Origin of the sequence: Brevibacillus sp. HB1.3 (genome assembly GCF_013186635.1) — a bacterium.
In the GTDB taxonomy this organism is placed as follows: Bacteria; Bacillota; Bacilli; order Brevibacillales; family Brevibacillaceae; genus Brevibacillus; species Brevibacillus brevis_D.
Map to the genome: position 1 here is coordinate 29,801 of NZ_JABMIT010000013.1, position 12,609 is coordinate 42,409.

A 12,609-nucleotide genomic window follows, 5' to 3' on the forward strand; every position below is an offset into this window, starting at 1 on the left:
ACAGACTTAGCCTTCCTGTGTAAGAGCAGGTAGTCCCTCCTGATCTACGCGATATAAATGTATGTCCATCCTCGTCCCAATATGCAGACAAGTTTATCGGTTTTTTTCAAACATCTATCGTTCTTCTACAATGACTTGCGCAATCGCATGCGACTGGCTATGCGAAATGCTCACATGAATATGAACCCGAGTGGGGTCCAGATCAAGTTTGCTGTACACCTCGTTCTTTATGGTCATGACCGGCTTGCCCAAATGATTCGGGAGGATTTCCATATCCAAAAAGCTGAGTATAGCACCAATACCTGTGCCAAGTGCCTTTGCTCCCGCTTCCTTGGCAGCAAATCTGCCTGCAACCATTTCCGCCTGTCTCGTCTCTGATTTTCCATGCAGGAGCTGTTGTTCTTCTGTGGTCAAAAAGCGTTTGATTGCACTCTCTTGTCTTTTTATCATAGTAGCGATTCGCTCTATTTCCACAATGTCTACGCCTGTTCCAATGATCATGAGCACTTGCCTCCTAGTGGGCTGATTTACGAATCACAGTATCATCCACTTCCACGCTTTTGCAAGTGCAAGGATAGAGACCACATTCCATGCATAGACTTTACGGAATAAATAAAACCCCCGCAAATTGCGAGGGCTTTTGTCCGCTGGCTCCTACTCAGTAACTTGGCCAGAAGATTGTTGTGCAGCCGATTGTTGGTTCTGACGGCGAACTTCCGCAACATTTGTTTCACTTGCGAACTCAGTCGCAGCGCCTTGGGAAGCAGCGCGTTGTGCGGATTGTTGGTTCTGACGACGAACCTCTGTTGCGTTTGTTTCACTTGCGAATTCAGTCGCAGTGTTTGCTGCTTGGCTAGCTTGGTTCGCTTGGCCCATACCTCTGTTTTGTTTAGGCATCGTTAACATTCACCTCCTCGACGTCACTGAATATAATTTGTACAGCCCCCTACATGCGTATCCATCCTCATTTTTCCAAATCATGCTGTTGTTTACTTGCTTTGTCTCGACAGATCATTCATATTGAAAAGGGCAAGGCTTCTACTCTGCTTTTGAAAGGAGCAATTCTGTATGGCTCACAAGGTTATTATCTATACCCAAGTCACTTGCGGCCCTTGTCAGGAAGAAAAAATGTGGCTGACTTCAAACAACATTGCTTTCGAAGACAGAGACATCCGTCAAAACGATGCTTTTTTCCAGGAAGCCATTCAATTAGGCGCCAGCATGACACCTGTAACCTACATTGAAAAGGAAAACGGCGAGCAAATCGTCATCCATGGATTTGACAAGGAAGAACTAAAAAAAGCGTTGGATCTCAATTGATCCAACGCTTTTTACGACTGATCAGCCAAATGAAGGTTCACTTGCAGCTGATTTTTGTTTGACGACTGGCGACATGTCCGGCAAGTTAGACAAAATTTGCTTCACTTCAGGACTGCATTCCGTATTAACGGAGTAATAAACCCATGGTCCTTTCCTGCGCTCTTTGACCAAACCATGCGTTTTTAACTTAGCCAGGTGCTGAGAAACAGAAGGCTGGGAAGTTTGCAAAATTTCCACGAGATCACGGACACATAAGGACTGTACTTGCAGGAGAGCCATGATCGTCAAGCGCGTCTTGTCACCAAGTAGCTTATAAGTCTCTGACAAAAACAGAACCTGCATCAAATCCATTTCCATAAGGATACCCACCTTTGCCTTACATATCTGTTTATCAGTATACTATATGGCTTATATGATGGGGAAGATAGAACACAAAAGTTATGTGAACCCGGCCTATACATCTTGCTTTTTCATCGCCTCAATGATCTTGTCTGCAGTGCGTGCAGCCAGCGCCATGACTGTATTTGTCGGATTGCTACCACTTGAAGTAACAAACGTAGAAGCACCTGCTATGAAAAGATTGGGTATGTCATGTGATTGCCCGTATTCATTCACAACAGAGGTTTCCCTGTCATTCCCCATTCGGCATCCCCCCATGAGATGAGCGGTATCAGACACCACATGCTCCGGCTGTCCCCCCATCGCTTCAATAATCCGGTTCATTTGCCCAATGGCATGCTTGTAAAGCTGTTTGTCGTTCTCCTGATAACTGAACGTTACCGTAGGGATCGGCATTCCGTATTCATCTTTTTCACCTGAAAGCGTCACTCTGTTATCAGGATGAGGCAGCACTTCCCCTACCAAGGTGATCCGCGCATACATATTGTAATCCAGCATAGTCTCTCGAAGCTGTTTTCCCCATAAATACGAACCATCTTCCCTCTCGGCAGCAATGGCAGCCGCCATCCCGACCGGACGTGACCCGTGTGCACTCAATGTATATCCGCGGGCAAATCCTCGTTCGCGGTCCGTCTCATAAAAATGCTGCGTCAAAGCAAGGACAGGTGTTCCTTTATACAACCGCACTTCCTCCGGTAGTCGTCCGTATACATCATGACTGGAGTGGGGCATAATTGCTTTTCCTACCCATCCGCTCGAATTCGCCAACCCTTGCGGAAACTGAGCATTCGCCGAACTAAGCAACAATCGGGGAGTCTCCACCACAAAACCAGCCAAAATGACCACACGAGCCATCTGCCTGTGCGTCAAACCATTATGGTTAAACAACACACCGCCGACCCGGTCGCCAGCCATCAAAATTTCCGTCACCATGCAGTCGGACAGTACCTCTGCCCCCTCCGCTATCGCTTTGGGAATATGATGAATCAACCCGCTGTACTTGGCATTCGGCATGCACCCTTGATTGCAAAAGCCACGATTGATACAGGGGGGACGCCCATCAAAAGGACCCGATAAAATCGCCAGCGGGGCGACCACACTCTCGATTCCCAGCTTCTCGCACCCTTCCCGGAACAGTTGCGCATTGGCGCTGATGGGCTCCCGAACCGGGTACGGATATGGTCCTTGAAAGGAACCCCACGGAAAATGATTAGGACCGGAGACCGCAATCTCCCGTTCGATCTTGTCGTAGTACGGGGCAAGGTCCTGATACGTAATCGGCCAGTCTTCCCCTACGCCGTCTACCGTCTTCGTCTTAAAATCACTCTCGTGGAAACGCAGGAACACCCCCGTAAAATGTACGGTGCCTCCCCCAATTCCCCGTCCTGAGTTGTTATGTCCCAAACGCAGCGGGTCTTTGCCTGCTACCAGCCTCGTTTCCTGCCAGGCCAATCTCCGCATCGACAGCTCATCACTGGCGAAATCGTGCTGCGGGTCCCAAAACGGCCCCGCTTCCAGTATGACTACGCGCAACCCGGCCTTTGCCAACTCATAAGCCAGTACGCCTCCTGCCGCTCCGGCACCTACGATGCACACATCTGCGTCATCGGCGTATTTTCTTTGATCCACAGGAGTAGGGCGATGAGTAATCGTATGATGGTCATGACTCGTCATTTGTTTTCGCCTCCCATGGGTCCGTCAATCCTTTTTCCACCCGTACATAGCCACGCGGATAAGCGGGTCCGCCATAGCCGATATCCGACCAAACTAACGGATGTGAATAGTAAGCACTGACTGTGTCATGAAGCAACCGCTTGAAAAAATCTGCGGGAGTAAAGCCTTTCCACGCCTCCTGGTTTTGGATGCCTCCATTCGCGACGTGCTGAAGAACAGCTTCCTGCTGGTCTAGCTTCAACGCAACAAAATCAGTTCCATAAGCGGCATGACTCTCCGCATCAATCCCTTTCAAGCCCGAGCGATAGAGCTCTTTTTTGGGTGGAATTCCGACCTTACGTTGTGATTCTCCGATATGACTAGCCGTCGTATTATCTAGATGCTCCACTACAAAGGTCAGCACCTCCAAACGGTGATCATTGACCAATACGCCTACGACTGTCTGCAAAAGCAAGGATTCATGCTTCGTAAAAAATTGATTGGCAATCGCGGGCATTCGTCTGGCGCCTACCACTTTCCTGGTGTGAGCATCCCACTCTGTATGCTGGTCCCAAACATCATAGGATGGGTAACGTCCAGGCTTTTCCATGTCCTCTCACCCCTTCGAAAACGATTTTTACCAAAACAGCGCAAGAAGCCCTAAAGCTGACATTGCCGTGATCAGTAAAGGAAGAATTACAGGAGGACCGACGAGAAAATTTTGACCTTGTGAATACCCCCCCACACGCTGCCCGACGCCAACCGTATGTAAATAGGCTCCGTACAAACCACCAACCATGCCAACGACCATCATCAAGGCAAACACCCAGCGCAGCCAACCCGCATTCACAAACGATAAAACAATAGCAGTAACCGCAAATACAGGGAGCTCAAGCACGGGAATCCACATTGCCCAATGTCGGAAGTTTTGTCGAGAGTGAAAAAGTGTGACCTGAACCGCAATCAGGGCAAACGCCAATCCAGTAAAAAGTATCAGTACGCGTTCGATCGGCCAGCCATGCCACATGGAAACATCCTCCTTTTTACGTACGTTGCGCCTATTTTTTCCTACCTTCTCCTGTCCTATTCTGCCTGTTCCAATGCAAAGCCCCATGATCAAAGAAAAACGCCTGCTGACTATTTACCAGCAGGCGTTCCATTTCTTATGAAAAATAGATCAACGTCAGATACAAACCGAGCAAGGTGAACGCCAATGTCGGTACGGTCAAAACAACACCCGTCCGAAAGTACTGTCCCCACGTAATCGTCACGTCTTTGCGTCCCAAGACATGCAACCAGAGCAAGGTCGCAAGCGATCCAATCGGGGTTATTTTCGGCCCCAAATCGCTCCCGATCACATTCGCGTAGATCATCGCTTCCCGCATCACTCCGTCTGCTTGAGTCCCTGCAATTGCTAGCGCGTTGAATATGACTGTCGGGAGGTTGTTCATAACAGAGGAAAGAGCAGCAGCCAGAAAGCCTGTTCCCAAGGTCGTTGCCAATAAACCATGCGCCATGAACCAATCCAAGGCGTCCTTGACCAAGTCAGTCAATTTCGCGTTGTGCAGCCCCCACACCACGACATACATGCCAATCGAAAAAACAACGACTACCCACGGCGCTTCTTTCATAATCCGCCGCATGGCGATCGCTTCACTTTTTCTTGCAACTAGGCAAAAAATGATGGCTGCCCCCGCAATGATGATAGACACGGGCGTATGGATGGACTCGCTAATAAAAAAGCCAATCAACAACACCGAAAGAATCGGCCACGCTAGGCGAAACATTCTGTGATCGCGAATCGCTTCCTCCGGATTTTTCAGATGGGAAAGGTCAATCTGCGCTGGGATGCTTTTGCGAAAATATAGGTACAAAACCAGCAAACTTCCACCAATCGAAAACAAAGTCGGAATGATCATTTTGGCCGCATACGCAGCAAAGCCGATATCAAAATAGTCAGCGGAAACAATATTCACCAGATTACTAATCACAAAGGGCAAAGAACTCGTATCTGCAATGAACCCGCTCGCCATGACAAATGCCAAAACTGTTTTCCCATCCAGCTTTAGTGCCCTCACCTGTGCCAACACAATCGGTGTCAAGATCAAAGCAGCACCATCATTCGTAAACAAAGCGGATACGAGTGAACCAAGCAGGATCACATAAACGAACATAAGCCGCCCATTCCCTTTGGCAAAACGAGCCATATGGAGCGCAGCCCATTCAAAAAAGCCGATTTCGTCCAATACGAGCGAGATGATAATAATCCCGATTAGCGCCAGCGTCGCATTCCAAACAATGGCGGTCACCTCTGCAACATCACCGATCGTGACTACCCCAATCGCTAGCGCCAACAGTGCACCACCGACAGCCGGATAACCAATCGACAGCCCCCGCGGTTGCCAGATAACCAATGTTAACGTGATCAGAAAAAGGAAGAATGAAATCCAAACCACTGCAAGTATCTCCTTTCCAAAAACCAAAAAGAGCGGACCTCGAAAAGTCCGCTCTCCTACCATACTACAAATTGAAATGATCTGAAACGTCAAGTAATGGAATCCGTTAAAGTAAAATGTGGCCACCTTCTACATGAAGGACTGTTCCGGTAACAAAACTATTTTGGAGTAGGTATAGTACGCTTTGTGCCACATCTTTTGCTTGTCCAACTCGCTTCACTGGGAGCTTGTCTGCCAACGTTGCATAGAAATTTTCGCGCATGTCTTCAGGCATTTTGCTGCGTGATGGCGTATCAATAATGCCAGGTGAAACGATATTCACTCGGATTGGTGCCAGTTCCAAGGCGAGGGTTTGCCCCAGATTCGAAACCGCCGCATTGACTGCACCAAGGGCAGAGGAACCGATCATCGCTTTGTAGGCGACAACCCCGGAGAATAAGGTGATGGAACCGTTTGTTGAAATCTTCTGCGCTCCGTACTTCGCCGCGTAGTATTGGCCCCAAAATTTATTATCAAACAGCTTCCGTGCTTGGGCTGTATCTGTTTGAAGAAATGAACCACCTGATGTTTCCGCTGCGCTGACGACCAGATGATCAAACGTGCCTACCTTTTCAAAAAAGGCCTGAACCTGCTCTTCATCGGTGATATCAAGCGTATACACCGAGGCTTTGGAGCCCAGACTCTCTTTTGCCTTTTGCAATTTCTCTTCGGAGCGGCTGGCAATGATCACTTCTGCTCCAAGCGTTACTGCCTGTTTGGCTGTCTCCAAACCAATTCCGGAGCTTCCGCCGATGATGACTATCTTTTGATTGTGCAACATGATAAGATCTCTCCCCTATTATTATGAGGTTTTTATTAGAAACTCAATACCTGTTTGAGATGCGCCTCGAGTTCGGATACAAATCGGTCGATCTGCGGATTTTTGATGACATCATAGCAAGCAAAGCTCTTTACAGGTTGCATGCCTAAAAATTCCTGTACGCGGTGCAAATGGCTGATTGCATCCTCCAGGCTCTCTCCATTAAAAAATTGGGTCGGATCGTTAAATGCTTTTTCTGGAGCATTCCAAGTCGTTGAAAACATATATTTTTTGCCGGTTAATAAACCGCCTCTACCGTACTGATTAGCCCCCTTAAAAAACAAGCCGTAGGCATACACTTCATCCATATATGTTTTCATTAACCCAGGGACACTGAACCAGTAGATGGGGGTTTGATAAATGACCATATCTGCCCAGAGAAATTTCTCGTGCTCTTCTTCGATTTGGTATCCGTTTTGAATAATGGTAGTTCGTACTTGGTTCTCTTTTTTGAGCAGACCCACCATATGATCCGTCAACGTTTGGTTCAGTTTTCCCTCTGATGAGCCATATTTTTGATGACCATTGATGATCAGGATTTTTTTCATTTTTTCCATCTCCTTTATGTTAGGACGTTCAATTTTCCGCTAAAACGCCAATTTGTTGCATAAAAGTTAAATTGTCTTCCAGGTGCCAGTCTTCAACGAGCTTCCCATCCTTGATGCGCAAAACATCGATTGCCATAAATTGAATGGGCTTACCGGCCAGAGGTTTTCCCATAAACTCGCCTTTGCTCGTACCCGTAAAGGAAAGACGAGCTGTCACCTTGTCCCCCACTACCAATAAATCCTCAATCTTGCATTGCAAGTCGGGAACTGCTTTACGGAAGTTGCGGGAAGCGAATAACAAGCCATCGGGGCCTTGAGGCCTTCCTTTCGGCAATGTGTTATCTATGAAACTTTGGGAGACGGTTTGTGCAATGAGCTCCTCATTCCCAGTGTTCCAGAATCCGTAGAAACGTTGTGCAGCCTGTACCATTTCGGTAGCTTTCGTTGAATCCAATGAGGAATCAATCGTCATCGACACAGGTTGAGGAAGATCCTTCAATAGTTGGACGTCTGTCTTGGCGGACAACACAGCCGTTTGTTTATCATAGGCAGACGTTTTCGAATCAGTAGCGCATGCTGTCGTGAACAGCATCGTCCCGAAGATGACAGCAATACCAGCTATCGAACTCATTTTTTTGGTAAGTGGAATCATGTCGTTCTAATCAGCTCCTTATTTAGAGGGGAAGTATCGGTTTACATTGCTATTGTAATGACACTAACTTCATTTACGGAAGTAGTGATATTTAATTCATATAGTTTCCGAAAAGATACTATTGCGTTATAATAGCCAAAAACCTTACTAATTTTTTGGAGGTTATTCCGATGAACGTTCTTGAGCCAATCGAACTGAACAAAGGAACCCCAGGCCAACCTTGCCCCATTGCCAAGACACTTGACGTAATCGGGACCAAATGGACCTTTTTAATCATTCGGGACCTGCTTATCGAAGGAACGCTGCGTTTTAGCGACCTGCTGAAATCCATGGATGGGATTAGCCCAAAAACACTGTCGCTCAGACTAAAGGAATTGGAGGAGCACGGCATATTGGAAAGGAAAGTGTTTCCGGAAGTCCCTCCGCGCGTGGAATATACGTTAACGGAGAAAGGGAAACGATTGGAAGGTATTTTCATTGAATTAAAGAGATTTGGGTTACATTTATAAACATTTAAAATCAAAAAAAGAGCGGACCTCGAAAAGTCCGCTCTCCTACCATCATGCTTATTGAATTATCCGAAACGTCCGGTAATGTAATCCTCTGTTCTTTTATCACGAGGATTTTGGAAGATCGTCGGGGTACTGTCAAACTCGACTAGCTCGCCATTCAAGAAAAACGCAGTCTTATCGGAAATACGTGCCGCCTGCTGCATGTTATGCGTCACGATTACAATCGTATAACGGTTCTTCAGCTCCTCCAACAGCTCTTCGATTTTGGCTGTCGAAATCGGATCCAAGGCAGAGGTTGGCTCATCCATCAAAATAATCTGTGGCTGAACAGCGAGTGCTCTTGCGATACAGAGGCGTTGCTGCTGTCCACCGGAAAGCCCTGTTGCTGGCTTTTTCAGTACATCCTTCACTTCATCCCAAAGGGCTGCTGCCTTGAGGCTTGTCTCTACCAGCTCGTCCAGTTTGTTACGATCGTTCATGCCATGGAGTCTCGGCCCGTACGTGATGTTGTCATAGATGCTCTTCGGAAATGGATTCGGATGCTGAAACACCATGCCGATATTTTTGCGAAGTCGCTCAACTTCTACACGAGAGCTATAAATATCCTCGTCGAACACTTTTACTGTTCCTGTGATTTTGGTGTTCGGTACAGAGTCGTTCATTCGATTCAAGGTCCGTAAAAATGTAGACTTACCGCAGCCTGACGGACCAATTAAAGCTGTAATGGAATCAGACTCTACATCCAGATTTATATGATAGAGGGCTTGCTTATTACCGTAGAAGAGATTCAACTCTCTCACCGAAATAACACTCATACGGTCTTCGCTCCTTCGTGGTTGTTACGTCCTTTTACTTCCCCACTATAGCGCACCATTGTTAGGTTTCCGTGTGAAGTTTATTAAGTTTCGATAAAGATTTTGTCTTAGGACTTTTTACATAGGTCATCTTACATTAATTTATGGTAAATCTTGTCGATAAAGCATATACGCTCCTCTAGGTACCCCCTACAATAAAGCTGAACGTTTTGATAAGGGGAGAACAATTAATGCCAGACATAAGAAAACCGTGGGGTCGCTCGTCGTTTCATTATCGTTCAATTTTCACCAGACTGTTCGCAGGAATCATGGGAATGGTTGTCTGTATGATGGCCATAGCCGCTTTCTTCATCAGCTATCAATCCGAAGCCACACTCAATGAAAAAACAAAACAGCAATTACACGAAGCATCAGGTGCAGCTCTACAGAAAGTACATAGCAGGGTCTATGACATCGTAACCGCCTTGCAATCATTTGCCTCCACTTATAAAAACAGCAAGATCACTAACAGTCAGATCTTTGGCATTTTTACTGATTTGTCCACCAGCAATCCTACGATTTCCGAATTACAGATCGTCACCACAGACGGAAAGTATTTGACCTTTCCGGGATCACCCCTCGACAGTTCCTACGATCCGCGAAAGATGGACTGGTATGAGGGAGCATTGAATCAACCGCAGCAGGGGGTTTTTGTCTCAGATGTCTTCCAGTTTTCCAAGACGGAGTTTCCCAAGATAGCCGTCTCACTCCCTTTGCGCAATGAAGACGAGGAGCCTGTAGGCGTCGTCGTGGCATTCGTCTCTGTTCCGAAGCTGAGCGAATCCATTGGCCAGATCAAACTAGGGGAAACCGGGTATGCCATGATCGTTGATCAACAAGGCAAGCTGGTCGCTCATCCCGATCAATCCTACGCGTTGCAGCGCCCTCTTCTCTCTGAGCTTGCGATCGTGCAAAACGTCATCTCTGGTCAATCTGGGTACGAGCCGAGCAGGATCAATGGGGTGGACTCTTTTGTCGCCTATCAATTTGACCCTTCGCTAAAATGGGGAGTGATCGTCGTACAGTCGGTATCCGAGGTAAAGCAAGAGGTTCGTCGCCTTCAGCTAACCATTTTGGCCGTCTCACTCGTCGGACTCACTGCACTAGCCCTGATGCTGTATGTGTACGTTCGCCGAATTATCAAGCCGATTAAAGAAGCACAACAAAAAATGTCCGCCTTTAGCGAGGGCGATCTGCTGCAAACCATGCACGTACAAAGCAATGATGAAATTCGCCAGCTAGCTGACAGCTTCAATCGAATGAGTGAACAAATCCGGACGATCATCGGTAAAATCCAGTATGTCATCTCAGACGTCAAACAAGTAGCCGATCATGTAGGAAAAGGCTCCCGCCATTCTCACGCCATGCAGTCAGAAGTCGTATCCGTAACAGAGCAGCTTGCCCAAGAAATGGACAACCAGCAGGAGCAGATCGATGATATTCACGCCACGATGGCCGGCATCACACAAGAAATGTCTCGAATCACAGACTCCATGGAAAAAGCAATTGTACAAAGCCAGGAATCACGTCAGCAAAATGCAAAAGCAGCAACCTCCATCGATTTACTAAAAGAAAATATGCACAGCATCTCGGAAGATATGAAGGCATCTATGCATGCCATGTCCTCCATGAGAGAAAGCATGGGCGACATCAACGAAATGCTCGGTCTGATTTCCGCTATCTCCAAGCGAACCAAGCTTTTGTCCTTCAATGCTCGAATCGAAGCTTCCAGAGCTGGACAAGCCGGAGTTGGCTTCAGCGTCGTAGCAGACGAAATTCGCTTGCTGTCCGACCAGACAGAAGAGGCATCTGCCCGTATTCAAAAGGTAATTGAATCAGGGGAAGAACGAATGGAGCACGTAGCCGCTTGCTTGCAGACGACCGATCATGCTACTGTAAATGGCATTCAAACCTTGCACCAGGCCGCTTCTATCTTCCACAATACGATCCAGCTCAGCGAAGCGTTGACTGCCCAATTTGAATCGATCAGAATGCTCACAGGAACAATCTCGACACAGAGCCTAGCCATTTCACAGCGGGTAGACAATCTGTCTGCCTCTGCACAACAAGTAGTATCAGGCACACAGCAAGCTGTAGCCGCCAATCAAGAAAGTCTATCCTTATCGGAGCAATTTCTCGATGACTCTCTGCGCCTGACAGAAATCGTAGAGGATCTCGAACAAACCATCAAATTTTTCCGAGCGGGTGAAGCAAGCCTTTCTTTGAAAAATTCCTGATAACATAAAGTGAATGTGAACTCTTTACAAACCTGTCCCTGCGAAAGGGGATGTCTGGTCCTTGGATAAGCGTTCCATTCACTTTTTTGTCTTTGCCAACATCAAAGCAAATGGTACAGCTACGTTTTCCACTTGCTTTTTCCCTTATCTATATGGCTATCAAATATGGTGTAAGAGCTGTTGTAGACTATGAAGCTTCCAGCGAAGACTACGGCATTGTCATATGGTTTTTATTCACGATATCTACGGAAAATTTGAAACCCAAAGAACACGAAGCCCTCCTGCAAGCTGATTTGCTTGGGAGGGCTTCGTGTTCTTTTCTATTCTCACTTATCCAAAACGTCCACTAATATAATCTTCGGTTTTTTCGCTTTCAGGTGATGTAAAAATTTTTCCTGTCTCATCCATCTCGATCAGCTCACCCATCAGGAAGAAGGCGGTTTTCTCAGAAATTCGCGCTGCCTGATGGAGGTTATGAGTAACGATCACGATCGTATATTCATCTTTTAGCTGCATGACCAGCTCTTCGATTTTCATAGTAGAGATCGGATCGAGTGCGGAAGCCGGTTCGTCCAACAGCAAAATGGTTGGCTGCATCGCAATTGCACGCGCGATACAAAGCCTCTGCTGCTGTCCACCAGAAAGAGAGAGCGCTGAGTCGCGAAGGCGATCCTTTACCTCATCCCAAAGCGCTGCTTTTTGCAGGCTCGACTCAACCAATTCGTCCAAATCACGTTTATTGGTCATCCCGTGGAAACGCGGTGCAAAAGCGATGTTTTCATAGATTGATTTAAAAAATGGATTCGCTCGTTGGAACACCATTCCTACCACTTGGCGTAGGCTCTCGATGTTTACTTGCGAGCTGTTAATGTCGATACCATCAACAATAATGGAACCCTCTACCCGACAAGAAGGAACCAGATCATTCATCCGGTTCAAGCTCCGCAGAAGCGTCGATTTTCCGCATCCAGATGGGCCGATAAAGGCCGTCACGGAGTTTTTTTCAATATCCATTGATATATTTTTTACGGCGTGCTTCTCTCCGTAGTATACATTCACGTTATTCGTATGAATGATCGTTTCTTGCATGGTCAGTACGGACATGGCTGCCACCTACCT

15 protein-coding genes are annotated in these 12,609 nt (G+C 47.0%); 3 read left to right on the forward strand and 12 right to left on the reverse strand.

Features of this window, described 5'->3' with window-relative positions:
• Nucleotides 1-114 precede the first annotated feature (114 nt).
• Together acpS and HPY31_RS24115 are read right to left on the reverse strand one after the other, a co-directional pair.
• Nucleotides 115-501, reverse strand: coding sequence for a holo-ACP synthase (gene acpS / locus HPY31_RS24110; protein WP_172142759.1), 387 nt, complete (start codon nucleotides 499-501; stop codon nucleotides 115-117).
• Between the two features lie 153 nt (nucleotides 502-654).
• Nucleotides 655-897: a gamma-type small acid-soluble spore protein gene (locus HPY31_RS24115; protein WP_016740792.1), complete on the reverse strand. Its 243-nt coding sequence runs from the start codon at nucleotides 895-897 to the stop codon at nucleotides 655-657.
• Nucleotides 898-1,068: 171 nt separating this feature from the next.
• Between HPY31_RS24115 and HPY31_RS24120 the strand changes: the two genes are divergently transcribed.
• Nucleotides 1,069-1,320 carry a glutaredoxin family protein gene (locus HPY31_RS24120; RefSeq protein ID WP_172142760.1) on the forward strand — a complete coding sequence of 84 codons (252 nt, stop codon included), beginning with the start codon at nucleotides 1,069-1,071 and terminating at the stop codon, nucleotides 1,318-1,320.
• Between the two features lie 21 nt (nucleotides 1,321-1,341).
• On the opposite strand, the gene HPY31_RS24125 is transcribed toward HPY31_RS24120, so the two are convergent.
• From HPY31_RS24125 to HPY31_RS24160, 8 genes are all read right to left on the reverse strand, one after another.
• Nucleotides 1,342-1,677 (reverse strand): ArsR/SmtB family transcription factor, encoded by a 336-nt coding sequence (locus HPY31_RS24125; RefSeq protein WP_012684235.1) that lies wholly within the window; start codon nucleotides 1,675-1,677, stop codon nucleotides 1,342-1,344.
• A 96-nt stretch (nucleotides 1,678-1,773) separates the two neighbouring features.
• The gene (locus HPY31_RS24130; protein WP_172142761.1) at nucleotides 1,774-3,393 is read right to left on the reverse strand and encodes a GMC family oxidoreductase; all 1,620 of its coding nucleotides are present in this window, start codon (nucleotides 3,391-3,393) and stop codon (nucleotides 1,774-1,776) included.
• Complete coding sequence (locus HPY31_RS24135) at nucleotides 3,380-3,982, reverse strand: gluconate 2-dehydrogenase subunit 3 family protein (RefSeq protein ID WP_172142762.1); 603 nt, start codon at nucleotides 3,980-3,982, stop codon at nucleotides 3,380-3,382. The genes HPY31_RS24130 and HPY31_RS24135 overlap by 14 nt, the downstream gene beginning before the upstream one ends.
• Nucleotides 3,983-4,009: 27 nt before the next feature.
• Nucleotides 4,010-4,399 (reverse strand): hypothetical protein, encoded by a 390-nt coding sequence (locus HPY31_RS24140; RefSeq protein WP_012684232.1) that lies wholly within the window; start codon nucleotides 4,397-4,399, stop codon nucleotides 4,010-4,012.
• 136 nt (nucleotides 4,400-4,535) lie between these two features.
• Complete coding sequence (locus tag HPY31_RS24145) at nucleotides 4,536-5,828, reverse strand: arsenic transporter (protein ID WP_172142763.1); 1,293 nt, start codon at nucleotides 5,826-5,828, stop codon at nucleotides 4,536-4,538.
• 106 nt (nucleotides 5,829-5,934) lie between these two features.
• Nucleotides 5,935-6,648: an SDR family oxidoreductase gene (locus tag HPY31_RS24150; RefSeq protein WP_172142764.1), complete on the reverse strand. Its 714-nt coding sequence runs from the start codon at nucleotides 6,646-6,648 to the stop codon at nucleotides 5,935-5,937.
• Between the two features lie 35 nt (nucleotides 6,649-6,683).
• The gene (locus HPY31_RS24155; protein WP_172142765.1) at nucleotides 6,684-7,235 is read right to left on the reverse strand and encodes an NAD(P)H-dependent oxidoreductase; all 552 of its coding nucleotides are present in this window, start codon (nucleotides 7,233-7,235) and stop codon (nucleotides 6,684-6,686) included.
• 28 nt (nucleotides 7,236-7,263) lie between these two features.
• Entirely contained in the window at nucleotides 7,264-7,887 is a 624-nt protein-coding gene (locus tag HPY31_RS24160) for an ester cyclase (protein ID WP_172142766.1), read from the reverse strand.
• Between the two features lie 170 nt (nucleotides 7,888-8,057).
• Here HPY31_RS24160 and HPY31_RS24165 point away from each other — a divergent pair, with 170 nt between their 5' ends.
• A complete protein-coding gene (locus tag HPY31_RS24165; RefSeq protein ID WP_007721121.1) occupies nucleotides 8,058-8,396 on the forward strand; it encodes a winged helix-turn-helix transcriptional regulator in 339 nt (112 codons plus the stop codon).
• A gap of 65 nt (nucleotides 8,397-8,461) precedes the next feature.
• On the opposite strand, the gene pstB (HPY31_RS24170) is transcribed toward HPY31_RS24165, so the two are convergent.
• Nucleotides 8,462-9,214, reverse strand: coding sequence for a phosphate ABC transporter ATP-binding protein PstB (pstB, locus tag HPY31_RS24170; protein WP_012684227.1), 753 nt, complete (start codon nucleotides 9,212-9,214; stop codon nucleotides 8,462-8,464).
• 230 nt (nucleotides 9,215-9,444) lie between these two features.
• Between pstB (HPY31_RS24170) and HPY31_RS24175 the strand changes: the two genes are divergently transcribed.
• The gene (locus HPY31_RS24175; RefSeq protein WP_172142767.1) at nucleotides 9,445-11,490 is read left to right on the forward strand and encodes a methyl-accepting chemotaxis protein; all 2,046 of its coding nucleotides are present in this window, start codon (nucleotides 9,445-9,447) and stop codon (nucleotides 11,488-11,490) included.
• Nucleotides 11,491-11,820: 330 nt separating this feature from the next.
• On the opposite strand, the gene pstB (HPY31_RS24180) is transcribed toward HPY31_RS24175, so the two are convergent.
• The gene (pstB, locus tag HPY31_RS24180; protein ID WP_016740801.1) at nucleotides 11,821-12,594 is read right to left on the reverse strand and encodes a phosphate ABC transporter ATP-binding protein PstB; all 774 of its coding nucleotides are present in this window, start codon (nucleotides 12,592-12,594) and stop codon (nucleotides 11,821-11,823) included.
• Nucleotides 12,595-12,609: the final 15 nt, after the last annotated feature.